General features: G+C 60.0%; 17 protein-coding genes and 1 pseudogene. 8 read left to right on the top strand and 10 right to left on the bottom strand.

Features of this window, described 5'->3' with window-relative positions:
* Positions 1–245: 245 nt before the first annotated feature.
* The 4 genes from FFH21_RS05645 to FFH21_RS05660 form a co-directional block, all read right to left on the bottom strand.
* Positions 246–674 carry an HPF/RaiA family ribosome-associated protein gene (locus FFH21_RS05645; protein ID WP_002552231.1) on the bottom strand — a complete coding sequence of 143 codons (429 nt, stop codon included), beginning with the start codon at positions 672–674 and terminating at the stop codon, positions 246–248.
* Between the two features lie 274 nt (positions 675–948).
* Complete coding sequence (fecA, locus tag FFH21_RS05650) at positions 949–3297, bottom strand: TonB-dependent Fe(3+) dicitrate receptor FecA (protein ID WP_004658341.1); 2349 nt, start codon at positions 3295–3297, stop codon at positions 949–951.
* Positions 3298–3689: 392 nt separating this feature from the next.
* Positions 3690–4667 carry a FecR domain-containing protein gene (locus FFH21_RS05655; protein ID WP_011167891.1) on the bottom strand — a complete coding sequence of 326 codons (978 nt, stop codon included), beginning with the start codon at positions 4665–4667 and terminating at the stop codon, positions 3690–3692.
* Entirely contained in the window at positions 4664–5167 is a 504-nt protein-coding gene (locus tag FFH21_RS05660) for a sigma-70 family RNA polymerase sigma factor (RefSeq protein WP_004658339.1), read from the bottom strand. Before FFH21_RS05660 ends, FFH21_RS05655 begins: the two co-directional genes overlap by 4 nt.
* A gap of 202 nt (positions 5168–5369) precedes the next feature.
* Here FFH21_RS05660 and FFH21_RS05665 point away from each other — a divergent pair, with 202 nt between their 5' ends.
* The 3 genes and pseudogenes from FFH21_RS05665 to FFH21_RS05675 all read left to right on the top strand — a co-directional run bounded on the left by FFH21_RS05665 (position 5370) and on the right by FFH21_RS05675 (position 7595).
* Positions 5370–5714, top strand: coding sequence for a DUF3649 domain-containing protein (locus FFH21_RS05665; protein WP_004658338.1), 345 nt, complete (start codon positions 5370–5372; stop codon positions 5712–5714).
* Positions 5715–5734: 20 nt separating this feature from the next.
* Positions 5735–7263: pseudogene (locus tag FFH21_RS05670) on the top strand (PepSY-associated TM helix domain-containing protein).
* Positions 7263–7595 (top strand): DUF3325 domain-containing protein, encoded by a 333-nt coding sequence (locus FFH21_RS05675; RefSeq protein WP_002552236.1) that lies wholly within the window; start codon positions 7263–7265, stop codon positions 7593–7595. The pseudogene FFH21_RS05670 and the gene FFH21_RS05675 overlap by 1 nt, the downstream one beginning before the upstream one ends.
* Here the strand turns inward: FFH21_RS05675 and FFH21_RS05680 are convergent.
* Entirely contained in the window at positions 7584–8459 is an 876-nt protein-coding gene (locus tag FFH21_RS05680; protein ID WP_011167893.1) for an AraC family transcriptional regulator, read from the bottom strand. The genes FFH21_RS05675 and FFH21_RS05680 overlap by 12 nt on opposite strands.
* A gap of 136 nt (positions 8460–8595) precedes the next feature.
* Here FFH21_RS05680 and FFH21_RS05685 point away from each other — a divergent pair, with 136 nt between their 5' ends.
* Complete coding sequence (locus FFH21_RS05685) at positions 8596–9498, top strand: DMT family transporter (protein ID WP_011167894.1); 903 nt, start codon at positions 8596–8598, stop codon at positions 9496–9498.
* Between the two features lie 36 nt (positions 9499–9534).
* On the opposite strand, the gene FFH21_RS05690 is transcribed toward FFH21_RS05685, so the two are convergent.
* Both FFH21_RS05690 and FFH21_RS05695 read right to left on the bottom strand, forming a co-directional pair.
* Positions 9535–10509, bottom strand: coding sequence for a D-glycerate dehydrogenase (locus FFH21_RS05690; protein ID WP_005733186.1), 975 nt, complete (start codon positions 10507–10509; stop codon positions 9535–9537).
* Between the two features lie 87 nt (positions 10510–10596).
* Positions 10597–11544 (bottom strand): LysR family transcriptional regulator, encoded by a 948-nt coding sequence (locus FFH21_RS05695; RefSeq protein ID WP_002552240.1) that lies wholly within the window; start codon positions 11542–11544, stop codon positions 10597–10599.
* Between the two features lie 183 nt (positions 11545–11727).
* On the opposite strand from FFH21_RS05695, the gene FFH21_RS05700 reads away from it, so the two are divergent.
* From FFH21_RS05700 to FFH21_RS05715, 4 genes are read left to right on the top strand one after another with little or no spacing between them, the layout of a single operon-like run.
* Positions 11728–13209, top strand: a complete 1482-nt coding sequence (locus tag FFH21_RS05700) for an efflux transporter outer membrane subunit (RefSeq protein ID WP_011167895.1) — start codon at positions 11728–11730, stop codon at positions 13207–13209.
* On the top strand, positions 13206–15392 hold the full coding sequence (locus FFH21_RS05705; protein ID WP_011167896.1) for an FUSC family protein: 2187 nt from the start codon (positions 13206–13208) through the stop codon (positions 15390–15392). The genes FFH21_RS05700 and FFH21_RS05705 overlap by 4 nt, the downstream gene beginning before the upstream one ends.
* On the top strand, positions 15382–15582 hold the full coding sequence (locus tag FFH21_RS05710) for a DUF1656 domain-containing protein (protein ID WP_005752937.1): 201 nt from the start codon (positions 15382–15384) through the stop codon (positions 15580–15582). Before FFH21_RS05705 ends, FFH21_RS05710 begins: the two co-directional genes overlap by 11 nt.
* Positions 15583–15605: 23 nt before the next feature.
* Positions 15606–16466 (top strand): HlyD family secretion protein, encoded by an 861-nt coding sequence (locus FFH21_RS05715; protein ID WP_041924460.1) that lies wholly within the window; start codon positions 15606–15608, stop codon positions 16464–16466.
* A 173-nt stretch (positions 16467–16639) separates the two neighbouring features.
* On the opposite strand, the gene FFH21_RS05725 is transcribed toward FFH21_RS05715, so the two are convergent.
* The 3 genes from FFH21_RS05725 to FFH21_RS05735 all read right to left on the bottom strand — a co-directional run bounded on the left by FFH21_RS05725 (position 16640) and on the right by FFH21_RS05735 (position 18426).
* The gene (locus FFH21_RS05725; protein WP_004663962.1) at positions 16640–17458 is read right to left on the bottom strand and encodes an SDR family oxidoreductase; all 819 of its coding nucleotides are present in this window, start codon (positions 17456–17458) and stop codon (positions 16640–16642) included.
* Positions 17459–17475: 17 nt separating this feature from the next.
* On the bottom strand, positions 17476–17940 hold the full coding sequence (locus tag FFH21_RS05730) for a hypothetical protein (protein ID WP_011167898.1): 465 nt from the start codon (positions 17938–17940) through the stop codon (positions 17476–17478).
* Positions 17941–18066: 126 nt separating this feature from the next.
* Entirely contained in the window at positions 18067–18426 is a 360-nt protein-coding gene (locus tag FFH21_RS05735) for a hypothetical protein (RefSeq protein ID WP_041924461.1), read from the bottom strand.
* Between the last annotated feature and the right edge of the window lie 249 nt (positions 18427–18675).

Below are 18675 nucleotides of genomic sequence, written 5' to 3' on the forward strand. Positions count from 1 at the left end.
GGACGGCAGCCGGCGATCGAGATGGCTGCTAGTCGAGCGATGGTGCAAGGTGGCCAAAGCTGTGCAGCGAGCATTTGTGGTGCGCACTGATTGGGGCACAACCGTGTGTAGGGCACGCTGGTCGACAGATTGTCGTAGTACGTGGAGCGCTGCGCTTGCCCACTCATGGGGAACAATGCATGGCAAGCAAAAAGGGCGAACCGCTGCCGGTTCGCCCTTTTTTTGCAAAACGTTTCAGTGGAACATCAGGTCAGACGAGCGGCTTCTTTCTCCTGCTCTTTTTCCAGAAATTCTTCTTCGAGCAGCGCGTCCGGGCTGACCGGATCTTCATCCTGTTCGGCGATAATCGGTGCGGCACCTCGTTTGCCGCGCAGCTTGCCAAACAGATGCTCGAGGGCGTGATCGAGTTTTACAGCAGCGCCATCCACAGCCTGATCTACCGTATCGGCCTTGTGGGAAACAGAAATAGGTTGGTGTCCTTTGGGGCGAGCTTCCATCTGGCACTTGATGTCGTGCGGGCCAGGCTTGTCGCCGTTTTCGTCGCGGATGTGGACTTCCACGCGGGTCAGGTTTTCATCGTAGTGTTCGAGCGTGCTTTCAACGGTGGTACGAACCCACTCCTCCAGTCGGATACTGCTTTCGATGTGATTATCGCTATTGACCTGGATTTGCATAGTTAATCCTTATTAGGGCTTGCTCGTGCGAGGCTGGACTACGTGATTCCTTGCGGAATCGATTTCGTTTGCGCTCATTCACAGTGTTGGCGGCAATGGCCTGACAATTCAACCCCAATATGTAAGAAATATTTCGCAGCAAAAAATGGCCGCCCTGATTCAAGGCTGAGAATCAGGAGCGGACGCAGAGCGTCCAGAACGGCATTCCCACGCGGAGCGTGAGGAACGAGAGGTGTCCGGGAGAACACTTCTCTCACGCTCTGGCGTCCGGGAACTAGAATGCGACTGACGTCTGTACGTACACCGTGCGCGGTTCGCCGACGTATTTGCCACGGTTGTTGTCGTCGAACGAGCGGGTGTAGTACTGGCGGTTGAAGATGTTCTTCATCCCGACCGCTACGTTGAGGTCCGACAATTGCGGGCCGAAATCGTAGTTGGCGCGGGTGCTGAACAGCATGTACCCAGGGATCTTGCCAGTGCTGCCGTCGGCGCTCTCAGCCGCTGTGTTGGCGTTGTCGGCGAACTGGTCGCTCTGGAAAGAGCTGTCAAAATTCAGCTTCCACGGCCCTTCGGTGTAGCTGACGCCCATCGTTCCTTTGTGTTTTGACGAGAACGGCACACGGTTGCCTTTGTTCGGGCCGTCTTCACGGATTGTCGCGTCAACGAAAGCGTAGCTCGCGTAGACATCGTAACCGGCCAATACCGGGCTCAGGCCTTCCAGCGCATAGTTGACGCTGGTCTCGATCCCCTGATGACGAGTCTCGCCGCGTGCAATCACGGTGTCGTTGGTCTGATTGCTGTCGTACTGGTTATCGAAGTTGATCAGGAATGCACCGATCTCGGCTCGCAGGTTGCCGTTGTCATAGCGCGTGCCGAGCTCCCAGGTGCGGGCTTTTTCCGGTTTGACTTCATCGCCGGTAACGCGGTTAGGCATCTGGCTGTACTGCACGCTGCCGAACGAGCCTTCGGTGTTGGCGTACAGGTTCCAGGTGTCGGTGAGGTGGTAAAGCACATTCAGCGCTGGCAGTGCGGTGCTGTAGTCGCCTTGATAGCGGGCGTTGGTCAGATTGTTGTTCTGCGCGGTGTCGATCATCTCGTAGCGAACGCCGGGCGTGATGGTCCACTTGCCGATGTCGATACGGTCATCAATGTAGAACGCATGCGCTTCAGTCGCGCCGCGGGTGTCACGGTCGTTGCGGCTGGCGGTAGTCGGCAGGTTGCCGGTCACCGGTTCGCGATAGCGCAGTTCGTGACCCGCTTCGTTGACGTAGCGGTAGCCGACGCCCACTTCATGCCAGGTCTCGCCCAGTGCAAAGCCTTGCGAGAAGCGCGTTTCCAGACCGCGTACCCAATATTCGCGGGGCGATAGAGAGACGAAGCTGCCCTGATCCAGATAGCCGCTGCGCAGGGTCTTGGTGAAGAACGTGTTGGCGGTGAAGACGCGGGCATCCTCTTCATAGCGGTAGCCGAAGTTGAACATGGTGCGACGGCCCCAGAACTTGTCCTTCAGACGCGTCGACTGGTACGGATCGGCATCGTAATCCCTGACGTTCAGGCCGCCGGGCATCTGCGCTTCGCCATCGTAATACTGCGCCATGGCATTGAGGCTGTTGGCTTCGTCGATCTGGTATTTGCCCTTGAGGATCAAGTCGTCGATCTGGGTATCGCTGTGCTCGCGCCAGTCACCGCCGCGTACGCCGGAATACAGAATCGCGCCGCCCAGACCATTGTCCGCCGTGCCGCCTGCCAGCAGGTTGCCGGTGGTCTTGAAGCCATCGTGGCTGGACGACGGGCTGGTTTCGGTCTGTATGCCGCCTTTGAGGGTGGGTGCGTCAGGGATGGCACGGGTCACGAAATTGACGATACCGCCCACGTTCTGCGGGCCGTAACGCACAGCACCACCGCCACGCACCACGTCGACCGCGTCCATGTTGCCCATGCTGATCGGCGCGAAGGACAGCTGCGGCTGACCATAAGGTGCGAACGGCACCGGGATGCCGTCCATCAATACGGTGGAGCGTGACGCCAGACGCGGGTTGAGGCCACGAATGCCGAAGTTAAGCGCCATGTCGTGGCTGCCGGTGCCGTTGTTGTCCGGGGCATTGACGCCCGGGATGCGATTGAGCACTTCACGCGCCGAGGTTGCGCCGACACGCTCGAATTCTTCACGACGGATCACATCACGTGCGCCGGGGTGTTCGAAAACGTTGGTCTGCTGCGCGGCACCCAGCCAGTCGCCGACCACGGTGGACACACCCAGCTCGATAGGCGCGCCAGCAGCATTGACCGGTTGCAGGGTGAAGCCGTTATTGCCGTCGGCCAGGGCCTGCAGCCCGGTGCCTTCGAGCAACGCATTGAGGCCCTGCTCGGGCGTGTACTGACCTTCCAGGCCGCGGCTCTTCAGGCCGCTGGTGATTTGCGAACCATAGGAAATCAACACGCCGGACTCTCGACCGAACTGGCTCAGCGCAGCTTCAAGCTCGCTTGGCGCAATGTGATACGCCTTGGGTGCCACCTCGGCAGCCTGCGCCATCGACAGACTGCCGACCGAAAGGCTGGCACCGAAAATGACATGGCGCAACGTACGCACCAGCGGTGAAAGTTGGGTAGGGCGGGCTGACATGCAGGAGTCCTTTGACCGGAAGGTTGAGAGATGCTTTCCCTGTCTGTCACGCGAGCAACAGAAAACGGCTCACGGGTTTTGAAATTATTTTTTCCGGGTTTGATTATCGTACCCGCGCCTCGCGTGGTGATGCGTTTGGCGACCCCCGGATCAGTGACAGGGCGAAGGAACGCGACGAAGTCGGGCCGGAAACAGGAGCGAGGGGCGAAAAGGTGACTTGAGTCGAGCCGAAATCTCACTGAATCGCAGAGTTGTGTGACGCGGAGCGTCACGAACTGCATTACCACGCGGAGCGTGGGAACGATAATCGGCGTAGTTTCAGTCCCGTTTTCCGGGCTCTCCAGGACGACTGTGTCACCATGAGCGCTGAGCGTATAAACGGGTAATCACGATCAAACCCGCGCCTGCACGTTCACCCAATACCAGGTGAAGCGTTGTACATGCACAGGGAGGGCGAGTTCCAGCATGTCGAGGATGCGCTCGCTGTCGGCCAGCGGATAGTTGCCGGAGATCAACAGGTTGGCCACTTTCGCGTCGCAGTTCAAACGACCGCGTCGATAGCGACCCAGCTCCGCAAGGAAGTCGGAGAGCTTCATGCGCGACGCCACCAGCATCCCGTCCGCCCACGCGCCACTGCCCGCATCTATAGGTTTCACGCTGTCCCAAGCGTCACGACTGAAGGTCGCTTGCTGGCTGGCCCGCAGCATCAAACCCGGACCGCTCCTGCCGAGCGGGGCTATTTCAAGGGCTCCAGCAAACACCGCCAATTGCGTGCGCCCGTCCAGCTGGCGCAGGTTGAAACGGCTGGCCCCCGTCGACGCCCTGACCGTGCCTTCGGTGCTCAGCAGGCTCAGCGGGCGGCTGTCCGCCGAGGCGCTGATAAGGATTTCGCCCTGTAATAGCTTGATCAGGCGCTGCTGAGCATCAAAACGCACATCGACCGCGCTGGCCGTATTCAACTGCACCTGACTGCCATCGCTCAATGCCACCTTGCGCTGCTCGCCAACGCCACTATTGTAGTCAGCCAGCAAGGGTTGCAGGGCGATCTGCTCGCGCAGGCTCCAGCCCGCTGCCGAGCCTGCGCCCAGCAACAACAGCAGTTTCAGAGCGTGCCGACGGCTGGCGGATTTCGGCGCATTGAGTGCCGCATGCGCCAGCGGCGAGGACAGCCCGCTGAGGCGCTGGTTGACCCGCTGCATGTGCGCCCACGCCCGTTGATGTTCAGCGTTGCCATTGAGCCAGAGCTGCCAGGCCTGCTGACGACGCGCATCCAGCGTGCCTTCCTGCATTTCCAGCAGCCAGCCGACCGCTTGCTGCGCCACGCCAAGCGAGATGTCGGATTTGTTCAAGGACTCATTGTTCGGGTTCATAAGGCGAAATAGCAGCGCAGTGCGGCCTTGTTCAGATGGCGTTTGACCGTTGCGATGGAGATGCCCAGTTCGGCGGCAATTTGGCCGTGGCTCAACCCGTCGACCTGCGACATCAGGAACGCTCGCTTGACCAGCACCGGCAGGCCGTCCAGCAGTTGATCGAGTTCCACCAGGGTTTCGAGAATGATCGCCCGCTCTTCTTCCGAAGGTGCCACGCATTCCGGCAGCTCAGCCAGCGCCTGATAGTAGGCGTGCTCCAGGTCCTGACGCCGGTAGTGATTGCACAATACACGTTTGGCAATCGTCGTCAGAAAAGCGCGAGGCTCGACGATCTGCTGCGTATCGCGTGCGCCCAATACCTTGATGAAGGTGTCCTGGGCCAGATCCGCTGCGCTGTGCGGGCAGCCGAGCCTGCGCCGCAACCAGGTCGTCAGCCAGGTGTTGTGTGCCCTGTACAGGCTTTCGACAGTGTGATTGAGAGCGGAGTGGGCGATGGGCATCACAGGGAACAATCCACGGGGACTCGTTGATGGCGTGGATTCTGGCAGACTCTTTTGCGTATGAGAATATTTATCATTAATATTGCGGTTCATTTGTCTTGCTCAGGGACGAATGGCGCAAACAGCTGGCATTCATCGCGGCCTCTTCCCGAGGGCTCGTGATCCGGCTTCCCAGGTTTCATGAATCAATGAAGACCCTTTGATGGATGTCACCACCGCAAGCGGTTCGCTGCCGGAAAAACGCATGGCGAAAGCCAGAAGCAAGGGCCTGACGGTTGCTTATCGGCTTGCCGTTACCTCGCGGGCGCTGGCGGCGGTGTTTGCCGGTTATCTGCTCGCGTCAGTGGTCAGCATTTGCGTTTCGCAGTGGCTGCCCATCCCCCGCGCCGAAGCAGTGGTGACAGGTATGATGCTGTCCTTTCTGGTTTATCTGGCCGCGGTGCTCTGGTGTTTTGCCTGTCGCACGGCGTTGCAGGCCTGGGTCGGAGTGCTGGCGCCGTGCGCATTGCTGGCGGCTGCCTGCGCCTGCGGTCGGTGGCTATTGTGAAAGAGGGTTTTCGTCAGTCGATGGCCTGGTTGCACACCTGGGTCGGTTTACTGTTCGGCTGGCTGTTGTTCGCGATTTTTCTGACCGGCACGCTTTCCTACTTCAAAGATGAAATTACCCAGTGGATGCAGCCGGAAATTCCGGTGCGCGCTCTGGATGCCGGTGCCAGCGTGCAGCGGGCTCAGGATTATCTGCAAAGCCACGCCGCCGGGGCCACGCGCTGGTTCATCAGCCTGCCGGACGAGCGCACGCCAGGCCTGGCGGTGAAGGCAAGCAGGGCCAACGCAACAACTTCGTGCGCAAGCTGCTCGACCCGCAAACCGGCAGCGAGGTGCAGGCACGCGACACGCGCGGCGGTGATTTCTTCTACCGTTTTCACTATCAACTGCAGATGCCTTATCCTTGGGGGCGCTGGCTGGCGACGAGCGCCGCGATGGTGATGTTCGTTGCGTTGATCACCGGCATCATCATTCACAAAAAAGTCTTCAAGGAATTCTTCACGTTTCGTCCACGCAAGGGCCAGCGTTCCTGGCTGGATGGGCATAACGCGCTTGGCGTGTTGGTGTTGCCGTTCCATCTGATGATCACTTACAGCAGTCTGGTGATCTTCATGTCGATGGTGATGCCCGCGAGCATCCTCAGCCAGTACGACACGGTTCAGGCGTTCTACCGCGAAGCCTATCCGACCCCGGAAATGCTCAAGCGAGAAGGCAAACCTGCGCCGCTGGTGGCACTTGCGCCATTGGTCAATGCGGCGAACGCGAAGTGGGACAGCGGGCAGGTGGGTCGGGTGATCGTCAATAATCCGGGCGACAGCACCGCCACGGTTCTGCTGACGCGTGATGACAAGGGCAGCATCGTGCCGGATCGGGGCGGCGCGCTGACGTTCAGCGGGGCCAGCGGCGCGTTGCTGAACGAAGTACCCGAGCGCCCCGTTGCGCTGCTGATCTCCAGTGGGATGTACGGTCTGCATGTAGGCCATTTTGCCGAGCCGCTGCTGCGCTGGATGTACTTCATTTTCGGTGTCGCCGGAACCGCAATGATCGGCACCGGGCTGGTGATGTGGCTGGGCAAGCGTCAGCTCAAGCACGCCAAAACCGGCGTGCTGCCACTGGAGTTGCGTCTGGTGGAAGTGCTGAACATCGCCAGCATGCCCGGGTTGATGATTGCCGTGGCCAGCTTCTTCTGGGCCAATCGTCTGCTGCCTTCGGGGTTCACCGGGCGTGCCGATTGGGAAGTCAGCGTGTTCTTCACATGCTGGGCGTTGTCAGTGGTGCACGCCCTGGTGCGCAAAGGGCGCAGCGCATGGCGCGAACAACTGGGGCTGGGCGCGGTGCTGTTTGCCGGGCTGCCGCTGCTCGATCTGCTGACCAGCGGCCGCTATCTGCTGGGTTCGCTGATGTCGGGAAGCTGGGTAATGACGGCCTTTGACCTGACGGCGCTGGTCACCGGGCTGTTTCTTGGCTGGGCAGCGCTGAAATTCAAAGCGCTACCCGCCGCCGAAACAGCCCGCGTCGCCTTGCAAGCCATACCTCGGGAGAGCCACTGATGCTGTTGGCTGCCTTACTGTGCTACGTAGGGTTTACCTGCCTGTGCCTGTCCATGGCGCGCCATTACAGCGAACTGCTCAAGGGGCCGTTTACCGAACAGCGGCGTCGGGCGCTCAAACTGGTTGGCTGGGGCGCGCTGCTGTTGTCGTCATGGGCGGCGGTTCAGGCTGATGGCTGGATGATGGGCACGGTGCACTGGTTCGCCGCATTGATGAGCAGTGCGGTGTTGCTGGTTGCGTTGCTGCCGTTCCGGCCGCGTTGGGTGCTGGCGCTGGCAGGATGCGGCGTGCTGCTCAGCCCGTTGGCAGCCGTGAGTCAATTATTGGCCTAACGCCAGCCGGTATTCGCCCGGCGTGGCCCCCACGGCGTGACGAAACCGATTGCTGAAATGGCTGGCGCTGGCAAAGCCGCAGGCCAGCGCTATCTCGCCTAATGGCTTGCCGGTGCTGCGCAACAACTGGCGAGCCTGTTCGATACGTCGCGCCAATAAGTACTGGTGTGGCGGCAAGCCGAAGCTTTCGCGAAACATTCGCGCGAAGTGGTATTCCGACAGCGCGCACATGCCAGCCAGTTGACCGAGGCTCAGCGGATCGGCGAGGTGCATTTCGATGAAGTCCACCAGATGCCGCCGCAGGTGTGGTGCCAGGCCGCCTTTCAGGCGCAACCCCTCGCGCAACCCTACCTGACTGAGCAACGCATGGCTGACCATCTCGTGCGCCAGGCTGCTGGTCAACAAACGCTCACCGGGTTCTGCCCAGTTCAGGCGAATCAACTGCCGGAAGCGTGCGGCTTGTGCGGGGTCTTCCAGAAAGGTGTTTTCCCGCAGTTGCATCTCGCGCGGCTCGCGATCCAGTAGTGTCACGCAGCCCAGCGCAAACTGTTCCGGGCTGAAATACAGATGTGCCAGACGGATCTCGCCGTTCACCACCCAGGCGGACTCATGACCGGCAGGCAAGATGCACAGCTTTCCCGGCGCACCTTTCTGGTCGGGTCTGCCGCGCCGAAAAGTCCCGGTACCGTCCTCGATATAGCACGACAGCGTATGGTGGGTCGGTGCGTGATATTCCTGCGAGTCATGCCGATTGTTCCACAACGCCGCCACCAACCCGTCGCCCAGCGGCGCGCTCTGCTCCAGATTGGCATTGGGTGAGCTGTTCAGGGCCTGAAAGACCTGGATGGATTCAATGGCGGGCATGATGATTCCTCTAGGATTTGTATCCTACTCGCTGGCGACGCCGCTGCCAGTAGCGCTTGAAGCAAATGCGCAAGATTGTGCAAGCGCTGGCAGACCGGCACGCAGCAGACTGATGGCTCATCAAGGAGCCTGCACCATGAACATTTCGCTTTATCTGCTGACTGTGCTGATCTGGGGTACGACCTGGATCGCCCTGAAACTTCAACTCGGCGATGTCGCGATTCCGGTATCTATCGTCTATCGCTTCGCGCTGGCGGCCCTGGTGCTGTTTGCATTCCTGCTGCTGACAAAGCGCTTGCAACCGGTCAATCGTCGCGGCCAGTTGATCTGTCTGGCGCAAGGTGTGTGCCTGTTCTGCGTCAACTTCATGTGTTTCTACACGGCCAGCCAATGGATACCCAGCGGCTTGATCGCGGTGGTGTTCTCCACTTCGACGCTGTGGAATGCGCTGAATGCGCGGGTATTCTTTCGCCAGAAAATCGCCGGTAATGTTATGGCCGGTGGCGCGATGGGCCTGTTCGGGCTGGCGTGTCTGTTCTGGCCCGAGCTGTCCGGGCACAGCGCCAGCCGCGAGACCCTGATCGGTCTGGGCCTGGCCCTGCTTGGCACACTGTGCTTCTCGGCGGGCAACATGCTGTCGAGCCTGCAACAGAAAGCCGGCCTGCGTCCGCTGACCACCAATGCGTGGGGAATGTTCTACGGGGCGACCATACTTGGCCTCTACTGCCTGCTCAGCGGCACGCCGTTCACCTTCGAATGGAACACGCGTTACGTAGGCTCACTGCTGTTTCTGGTTATTCCCGGCTCTGTGATTGCGTTCACCGCCTACCTGACACTGGTCGGGCGCATGGGGCCGGAACGCGCAGCTTATTGCACTGTGCTGTTCCCGATTGTGGCGCTAAACATCTCGACGTGGGTCGAAGACTACCAGTGGACCGTGGCTGCCTTGCTCGGGCTTGTGCTGGTGATGGCGGGCAATGTGCTGGTGTTCAGGAAGACCAGGCCGGTTGCCGTCCTGGTCGGCGGCAAACTGGCCTGAGTCGATGTTCATCCTCGGTTATAGAGCAGGAACGCCTTAGCCCTTCCACACCTGCGGATTGACCAGGTCCTGCGGCCGCTCGCCCAGCAACGCGTTGCGCAAGTTGTGGTAGGCGCGGTCGGCCATCGCCTGACGGGTTTCAGTAGTGGCTGAGCCGATATGCGGCAGGGTGACGGCGTTCTTGAGCTGGAACAGCGGCGATTCTTTCAGCGGTTCTTTTTCATAGACGTCCAGACCGGCACCGCGAATGGTGCCGTTCTGCAGGGCTTCGATCAGCGCAGGCTCGTCGACAATCGGGCCACGGGCGATGTTGATCAGGATGGCGCCGGGCTTCATCAGGCTCAACTCGCGACGGCCGATCAAATGTTTGGTCTTTTCGCTCAGCGGCACTACCAGGCAGACGAAATCCGCTTCGGCCAGCAGTTGGTCCAGGCTGCGAAACTGTGCGCCCAGTTCCTGTTCAAGTTCGGTCTTGCGGCTGTTGCCGCTGTACAGGATCGGCATGTTGAAGCCCAGACGACCACGGCGGGCGATGGCTGCGCCGATATTGCCCATGCCGACGATGCCCAGCGTCTTGCCGTGCACGTCGGTGCCGAAGTGCGGAGGCTCGATACTGCGTGTCCACTGTCCGGCCTTGGTGTAGGCGTCCAGTTCGGCGACGCGCCGGGCGCTGCTCATGATCAGCGAGAAGCCCAGGTCGGCGGTGCTCTCGGTCAGTACATCCGGCGTATTGGTGAGCAGAATGCCGCGCTCGCTCAGGTAGTCGACATCGTAGTTGTCGTAGCCCACCGAGATGCTGGAAACCACTTCCAGTTTCGCTGCGTTTTGCAGCTGCTCGCGACCCAGCTTGCGGCCGGAGCCGATCAGCCCGTGGGATTCAGGCAAGGCCTCATCAAACTGGGCATTGATGTCGCCCAGCTTGGGGTTGGGCACGATCACGTTGAAGTCTTGCGCCAGGCGCTCGGCCATTTCTGGAGTAACACGGCTGAAGGCGAGTACGGTTTTTTTCATTGGGCAGTCACTCTTTAGCGGTTGAATGAGTAGCACGCTAACATTCCTCTCCGCTCTTTGGCAGCCGCTTTTTACAGTTGTACGATGTCAGAACGAGGACTTGAGTGCCTGCACATGCAGATCCGCTTCATCGGCCGCGAGAATTTCCGGCAGGGAACCTCGCAGGTATTCGACCCAGGTTCTGATCTTGGCATCCAGATACTGGCGTGACGGATAGATGGCGTACAGGTTCAGCTCCTGCGAGCGGTAATCGGACAATACGCGCACCAGTGTGCCGTTGCGCAGCCCCTCGATCGCCGAGTAGATCGGCAGAATGCCAATCCCCATGCCGCTGGAAATCGCGGTTTTCATCGCATCCGCAGAGTTGACCAGCAGCGGCGAGCTGTTGATGGTGACCATCTCCTGACCTTCCGGGCCATCGAACAGCCATTTGTCCAGCGGGAACACCGGGCTGACCAGGCGCAGACACGCATGATTCAGCAAGTCGGCAGGCTTGTGTGCCATACCGAAGGTTTTGACGTACTCGGGCGATGCACACACGATGCTGTAGGTAATGCCCAGCCGCTGAGACACAAAGCCCGAGTCTGCCAGTTCGCTGGCCAGCACGATCGACACGTCATAGCCTTCTTCCAGCAAGTCCGGCACGCGGTGGGTCATGGTCAGGTCGAACGCGACATCAGGGTGGTTGCGGCGATAACGGGCGATGGCGTCGATCACGTAATGCTGGCCGACGCCGGGCATCGAATGCACCTTTAGTTGCCCGGCCGGGCGGGCATGCGCGTCGCTGGCTTCGGCTTCTGCCTCTTCGACCGAGGCCAGAATCTGCTCGCAGCGCAACAAGTAGCGCTTGCCTGCTTCGGTGAGGGCAATGCGTCGAGTGGTGCGATTGAGCAGGCGCGTCTGTAAATGTGCTTCAAGGTTGGAGACCGCGCGCGAGACGTTGGCGGTGGTGGTATCCAGCACGGCGGCGGCAGCAGTGAAGCTGCCCGCTTGCGCCACGCAACTGAAGGCACGCATGTTTTGCAGGGTGTCCATGGGTACTTCTCTGAGTAGATGGCAAATTGTGACATGAAGTAACGGATGCATGTATCCAGACCAAAGGATTATCGCCGTTTCAGTAACAAAGATTCACATATCTCCCCGCTTATCGCCGCGTCAAGCGCCGCCTAGAATCGCCGCCATTCAAGGTGTATTACCTCCGTTCGGGAACTCGCAGCTGTGCCGCGTCGCATCATCAGAGGGCTCTGGCCCGTCGGTATCCTGGCTTTTACGCTGGTCCTCAACGGCTGTATCGGAACACATGGAATCAAACCGCAGGGCAGTCTTCTGCACGCGGACAGCCTGGCCACCGATCAGGCGATTCAGAGCGCTGCCCTCGACGCCCACTGGCCCGCAGCGCAATGGTGGCGTGCCTACGGCGATGCGCAACTCAATCACTGGGTCGATATTGCTACGCTTGGCAGCCCGGGTCTGGCGCTGGCCGCTGCCCGTGTGCGCCAGGCAAGAGCGATGGAGCAGATCGCCGAGTCATCCGAGTCGGTGCAGGTGCAGGGCAGTGCCAGCCTGATGCGCCACGACTGGCCCGAGGATCAGTTTTATGGTCCCGGAGCGCTGGCCGATACTCGCACCTGGGACAACAATGCGTCGCTGGGTCTGAGCTACGCGCTGGACCTCTGGGGACGTGAACGCAATGCCAGCGAGCAGGCCCTTGATCTGGCTCACGTGAGTGCTGCCGAGCAGCGTCAGGCGCAGCTCGAATTGCAGGAAAACGTGGTTCGCGCCTACATTCAGCTGTCCCTTGAATACGCCCGACTGGATATCGCCGAGGCAGCGCTGGCCCAGCAGCAACAGATACTCGATCTGGCGCAGCGTCGCCTCAAAGGCGGGATCGGCACGCATTTCGAAATCAGTCAGGCCGAAACGCCATTGCCCGAGGCCCACCGGCAGATTGATGCGCTGCAAGAGGCCATCGCCCTGAGCCGCAATCAGCTGGCTGCTCTGGCAGGTAAAGGGCCGGGTGAGGGCGCGGCGCTGCAACGGCCCACGCTGTCGTTGCACACCGAGCTGAAAATGCCGTCGGCATTGCCCGCCGAACTGTTGGGACGGCGGCCCGATGTGGTGGCCGCGCGCTGGCAGGTTGCGGCGCAGGCGCGCGGTATCGATGTCGCGCATGCGGGCTTTTATCCCAATGTCGATCTGGTCGGCAGCCTGAGCTACATGGCCACGGGCGGCGGCATGCTGGAGTTTCTGACCGGCAGCAAGTTGGGTTACAAGGTCGGACCGGCCATCAGCCTGCCGATCTTCGACGGTGGACGCTTGCGGGCAGAACTGGGGCAGGCGTCGGCCGCTTATGACCAGGCCGTGGCGCATTACAACCAGACGCTGGTGATGGCGTTGAAAAGTATTTCCGACCAGCTTATTCGTCGCGCCTCGATGGACAAGCAACAGGCATTTGCCGCCGAGTCGGTAGCGTCGGCACAAAAGACCTACGACATCGCATTGATTGCCTGGCAGCGCGGGCTGACCGATTACCTGAACGTGCTCAACGCCCGGACCCAGTTGTTTCGCCAGCAGCAGATTCAGCAACAGGTCGAGGCTGCGCGCCTGAATGCCTATGCAGGATTGGTGGTGGCGCTAGGTGGGGAGAGCGGCAGTTGCCATTCCTTACGCACCACTGCCGATCTTGAGTGTGCGAAATGATTGCTGCTTTTGAGCACATGGCGGCGTTGCCCTGGCGTCGTGAATTTCGCAGTTGGGCGCGCAGTGACGGGGTGACCTGGGTTTACCTTTTCAAAGTATTGATCGCTGCTTTTCTGACCTACTGGCTGGCTCTGCGCCTGGAGTTGCCGCAGCCGCATACGGCGATTATCACCGTGTTCATCGTCATGCAGCCGCAGAGCGGGCAGGTGTTCGCCAAAAGTTTTTACCGCCTGCTGGGCACGCTGGCCGGGTCGGCCATGATGGTGCTGTTGATGGCCCTGTTTGCGCAGAACCCGCTGCCGTTTCTCGGCAGCCTGGCGCTCTGGGTCGGGATTTGCTCCGCAGGTGCGGCGCGTTATCGCAACTTTCGCGCTTACGGCTTTGTGCTGGCGGGGTATACGGCTGCGATGGTAGGGCTGCCCGCCCTGGCGCACCCCGAAGGTTCATTCATGTCGGCGGTGTGGCGGGTACTGGAAATCACTCTGGGTATCCTCTGTTCCACTGCGGTGAGTGCGGCGATCCTGCCGCAGAGCGCAAGTGCCGCCATGCGCAATGCGCTGTACCAGCGCTTCGGCGTATTCGCTCGCTTCATGGCCGAGGGTTTGCGCGGGGACATTTCACGCACGGCATTTGAAACCGGAAACGTGCGCTTCGTGGCCGAGGCCATCGGTCTGGAAGGGCTGCGCAGCGTCACGGTATTCGAAGACCCGCACATGCGCCGACGCAACGGGTGGCTCAATCGCCTGAACAGCGAGTTCATGGCCGTCACGACGCGCTTCAATGCACTGCATCAGTTGCTTGAACGGCTGCGTCTGGAATGCGCCGATACCGTGTTAGAGCACATCGGACCCGGCCTTGAAACCCTCGCAGAATTACTTGATGGCTTCGCCGACCGCGCATTGACCAACGATGATGCCGCGGTGCTGGTCACGCGCCTTGAGGCCTGCAGGGCGCAGTTGCCCGAGCGGGTCAGAAGCCTGCGCGCCGAGCTGGAGCATACCCTGCCGAGCGACGCCGAACGACTCGATTTTCATACGGCGTTCGAGCTGCTGTACCGGCTGGTCAGCGAGCTGCATGATTACGCGCTGACCCATGCATCGCTGGCCAATCACTCTCATGCGCGTGAGCAGTGGAAAGCGTCATTCGTGCCGCGTACCCACTGGATGACAGCCCTCGCGTCTGGAGCCCGCGCGACCTGCGTGGTCGGCCTGATGAGTGCCTATTGGGTGCTGACGGCCTGGCCCAGCGGCGCGAGCATGGTTCTGGCTTCAGCGGCGACTGTTGCGCTTTCATCGACCACCCACAACCCCAGGCGCATGTCTTTGCAGATGGCCGGCGGTACGTTGCTCGGCGCGCTGCTGGGTTTTGTCGAAACCTTTTTTCTGTTCCCGTACATCGACGGCTTCCCGCTGCTGTGCCTGTTATTGGCCCCTGTGTTTGTGCTCGGCGCCTTTCTGGGCTCACGTCCGCAGTGGACGGGATACGGCCTGGGGCTGCTGATTTTTTTTAGCCTGGGCTCGGTGCCGGACAACCTGACGGTCTACAACCCTTACACCTTCATCAACGATTACCTCGCGATGGTCATTGGCATGCTCATCTGTGCCGCAGCGGGGGCGATCATCCTGCCACCCAACAGCCGCTGGATGTGGCAGCGTCTGGAGCAGGCCTTGCGCAATCAGGTGGTGTTTGCGATTGGCGCACCGCTCAAGCGTCTGGGTTCAAGCTTCGAAAGCCAGACCCGCGACCTGATGCATCAGGCGTACGGTCTGGCGATCAGCAAACCCCAGGTGCAGCGCGAGCTGTTGCGCTGGATGTTCGTGGTGCTGGAAATCGGCCACGCCATTATCGAGCTGCGCCGCGAACAGGCAATTCTGCCGATTCATCCCGCCTACGCCGAATACCAGCCCTGGCGCATCGCGTTGCGCGTCATGGGGCGCGCCTTGGTACGCCTGTTCATCCAGCCCGATGCGGTCAATCTGCAGCGCTGCCTGTCGGCGGTCGATCAGGCGATCAAGCGGGTACAGGACGCTGATGAGCCGTTCGCCTCGCATTTCGACACGTCGGTGCTGCGCCGGGTGAAAAGTTACCTGCACTTTATCCGCACCTCTCTGCTGGACCCGCAATCGCCGCTTGCTGTCTATGGCGTCGAGCGAACCGCTTCAGGAGTCGCCCATGCCGCGTGAAATAGCCTTCCACGGTCTGTATATGCCGACCCTCACGCTGATCTTTCTGCTGGCCGTGGTTCTGGCATGGGCGCTGGATCGTCTGCTGGCTGGTTTTGACCTGTATCGGCATTTCTGGCACCCGGCGTTACTGCGTCTGGGCCTGTTTATCTGCATCTTCGGCGCTCTGGCGCTGCCCCTTTATCGTTGACGCCTGAGTCGAGAAATATCCGCATGAAAAAGTTCTATAGCCTGCTTGCCACGTTGTTGGTGTTGGCAATCGCGCTCTGGGTTGGTCGTACGCTGTGGGTCGACTACATGGATACGCCGTGGACCCGTGATGGTCGGATACGCGCCGATATCATCAATGTAGCCGCCGATGTGTCCGGCACCGTGGTCGATGTGCCGGTGCACGACAATCAACGGGTAAAACGCGGCGATTTGTTGATGCAGATCGATCCGGAGCACTACCGGATCGCAGTCAAACAGGCGCAGGCGTTGCTGGCCTCACGCAAGGCGACGTGGGAGATGCGCAAGCTCAACGCGAAGCGCCGTGCCGACATGGATGAACTGGTCATCTCGGCAGAGAACCGTGACGACGCGAGCAATGTTGCCACCTCGGCGCTGGCCGATTACCAATTGGCGCAATCGCAGCTGGAAGCGGCCGAACTGAACCTGTCCCGCACACGTGTGCTGGCGGCGGTGGACGGTTATGTCACCAACCTGAACGTGCATCGCGGCGACTATGCGCGTATCGGCGAAGCGAAGATGGCCGTGGTCGATATGAACTCGTTCTGGGTTTACGGTTTTTTCGAGGAAACCAAGTTGCCGCACCTGAATGTGGGTGACCCTGCCGATATGCAGTTGATGAGCGGCGAGGTGCTCAAAGGCCATGTCGAAAGCATCGCACGCGGTATCTACGACCGCGACAACCCGCAAAGTCGCGAATTGATCGCTGACGTGAACCCGACCTTCAACTGGGTGCGTCTGGCCCAGCGCGTACCGGTGCGTATTCATCTGGATTCCGTACCGGAAAGCGTATTGCTGGCGGCGGGGATGACCTGCACGGTGATTGTCAGGCCGCTAGACGGCTGATGATCGAGGACGCAGAGCGTCCAGAACGGCATGCGACGCGGAGCGTCGCACGATAATTGCGATGATCGCTCCCTACGCTCCAGCATTGGGATTGACGAATCGGAGCGTCGCACGATTGGCAGGTGATCGTTCCGCACGCTCCAGCGTGGGAATGCAGTTCGTGACGCTCTGCGTCACAAGTCGGTGTTCAATCCAAAGCGTTTTCTCAGGCCCATATCCAGTAGCGCTTTGGGCAGCAACCACGCCATCAGCGGCAGCAGGCGTGAGCCGTTGCCCAGGCGCAGCAGGCGTGGCGGATGGGTTTGTTGCACGGCTTTGAGCAGGTCGCGGGCGAATTCTGTAGCAGGGGTCGGGTTATCCAGCGAGGCCTTGGCACGAGCGCGAATGCCTTCGCGGATAGGCCACCAGGGTGATTGTTCACTGATCAACTGTTCGGCTTCATGACTGGCATTTTTTGCGAAGCTTGACGCAATGGCACCGGGCTGGACTTCCATCACCTGTACGCCAAATGGTGCCAGCTCCAGACGCAGTGCATCGCTGAGCGCATGCACCGCAGCCTTGGAAGCACAGTAAGCACCTGCAAACGGGGTGACCAATACACCTGAAACGCTACCGATATTGACTACCAGGCCTTTGTTGCGACGCAGCGCCGCAAACAGCGCGCGGGTAACGCCGATGACGGAAAACACATTGGTTTCAAACTGCCGCTGCAAGGCCTCCACGCCGCCATCGAGCAGCGGCCCCATCGCGCCATAGCCTGCGTTGTTGATCAACACATCCAGGCCGCTGTGCTCCAGCCCGGCAGCCAGTTGCTCCAGCGCCAGTCCATCGTTGACATCCAGCTGTACGGCAATGAAGCCCGCGGCACTGAGTGCAGCGACATCCTCGGCCTTGCGCGCCGTCGCCCAGACTTCATAGCCAGTGGCCTTGAATGCATCGGCCAGTGCACGACCGATTCCGCTGGAACAGCCTGTAATCAGAGCGATAGGCATGGGTGAAGTCCTTGTGGTCAGTCCGAAAAGCTGCCTTGCAGATGTTCTGCGCGAAATTCCAGGGTTTGCGGGCGATAGCCATTGCGCAGTGCAGGCAGCGGCACGCATTCCTGCCACGTACCTTTGGCCTGAAGTTCGCCGGGGCCGCGGTAGCGTGCAGAGGTGTAGGTGTTATCCGCCAGATTCACCGAGTCGCCAGGCGCATAGGCCGCGATCCGCCAGCGCAGCTCCTGCAATGCAACCTGGTTGGTATTGGTGATGCTGACCTGCAACGGACGATCTGCCGGGCAGTTTTGCGGATCGTAACTCAGGCGGATATCCAGACGCTCAAGCTGACGCGTTTCCTGGCTGTCCTGCCAGATCACCACAGCCGCCACGACCCCAAGCCCGACCGCCGCAGCCAACGAGACCGGCAAGGCCTTGGCGGGGTAGCGCAGTAACAACACAAGCCAGGTCAGGATCAACAGGATGCCGATAAACATGCAGGTCTCCAGCAGGGGGCAGTGCCGGACATCCTACAGAAACCAGTGTGGTTGACCAATGACGGTACATGAGACAGGTCAAAGAAACTCCGATGCTCACCGAGGTCTCTTCGCGCCAGGCTGATATTACTCAATAAAGCTGTAAACGGCAGATTCCGGGGTGTCGGGCCAAGTGTCCATATCTGTCACCTGCACAGTGCCGGTAATCCTGGCCTTGTGGGTCGGTTTAAAGATCATGGATGGATCCGTGCCTGTATTCTCAAGCGTTATGATTGTTGGTTCACCTGATGTTATGGACGATGAGCCTGATAACAGCGGACGGTTGCTGTTATCTGCATTGGCCAGGTTCAGTATGACGAAGGTACAGCGTGGGTCTTTGAATGCGGGTAATTCCAGAACGATGCCTTTACTCAACGAGATTTCTTTTTTTGCTGACGCTCCTTGTACAACCGGGTTCGGGAGGGTGGGTGCAGATGGCGTAGCCATATCTGATAGCTCCTGTTTGAAGACGTAGCTTGGGCGTAAAGAGAAAGTCGATTACGTGCATGCATCCTAAAGATGCTGAGAAGGGGTATCTACTGACAGAAATGACAGTGGCTATTCGCGGCGTATTTTCGGGTTTCGGTTACTTGAGACCCGGGCAGCAGGGAATAACGAGCTGGTTATGTACAGACAATGCTCATAAAAAAGCCTCTGGAAACCTTTTGCGTGTCAACGTGCGCAAAAGGTTGCCGG

The organism is Pseudomonas sp. KBS0707, from assembly GCF_005937945.2.
GTDB classification, from domain to species: domain Bacteria; phylum Pseudomonadota; class Gammaproteobacteria; order Pseudomonadales; family Pseudomonadaceae; genus Aquipseudomonas; species Aquipseudomonas amygdali.

Coding starts and splice junctions, on each gene's coding strand:
- FFH21_RS05645 (WP_002552231.1), bottom strand. CDS start 674: ATGCAAATCCAGGTCAATAGCGATAATCACATCGAAAGCAGTATCCGA.
- fecA (WP_004658341.1), bottom strand. CDS start 3,297: ATGTCAGCCCGCCCTACCCAACTTTCACCGCTGGTGCGTACGTTGCGC.
- FFH21_RS05655 (WP_011167891.1), bottom strand. CDS start 4,667: ATGAACCCGAACAATGAGTCCTTGAACAAATCCGACATCTCGCTTGGC.
- FFH21_RS05660 (WP_004658339.1), bottom strand. CDS start 5,167: ATGCCCATCGCCCACTCCGCTCTCAATCACACTGTCGAAAGCCTGTAC.
- FFH21_RS05665 (WP_004658338.1), top strand. CDS start 5,370: ATGGATGTCACCACCGCAAGCGGTTCGCTGCCGGAAAAACGCATGGCG.
- FFH21_RS05675 (WP_002552236.1), top strand. CDS start 7,263: ATGCTGTTGGCTGCCTTACTGTGCTACGTAGGGTTTACCTGCCTGTGC.
- FFH21_RS05680 (WP_011167893.1), bottom strand. CDS start 8,459: ATGCCCGCCATTGAATCCATCCAGGTCTTTCAGGCCCTGAACAGCTCA.
- FFH21_RS05685 (WP_011167894.1), top strand. CDS start 8,596: ATGAACATTTCGCTTTATCTGCTGACTGTGCTGATCTGGGGTACGACC.
- FFH21_RS05690 (WP_005733186.1), bottom strand. CDS start 10,509: ATGAAAAAAACCGTACTCGCCTTCAGCCGTGTTACTCCAGAAATGGCC.
- FFH21_RS05695 (WP_002552240.1), bottom strand. CDS start 11,544: ATGGACACCCTGCAAAACATGCGTGCCTTCAGTTGCGTGGCGCAAGCG.
- FFH21_RS05705 (WP_011167896.1), top strand. CDS start 13,206: ATGATTGCTGCTTTTGAGCACATGGCGGCGTTGCCCTGGCGTCGTGAA.
- FFH21_RS05710 (WP_005752937.1), top strand. CDS start 15,382: ATGCCGCGTGAAATAGCCTTCCACGGTCTGTATATGCCGACCCTCACG.
- FFH21_RS05715 (WP_041924460.1), top strand. CDS start 15,606: ATGAAAAAGTTCTATAGCCTGCTTGCCACGTTGTTGGTGTTGGCAATC.
- FFH21_RS05725 (WP_004663962.1), bottom strand. CDS start 17,458: ATGCCTATCGCTCTGATTACAGGCTGTTCCAGCGGAATCGGTCGTGCA.
- FFH21_RS05730 (WP_011167898.1), bottom strand. CDS start 17,940: ATGTTTATCGGCATCCTGTTGATCCTGACCTGGCTTGTGTTGTTACTG.
- FFH21_RS05735 (WP_041924461.1), bottom strand. CDS start 18,426: ATGGCTACGCCATCTGCACCCACCCTCCCGAACCCGGTTGTACAAGGA.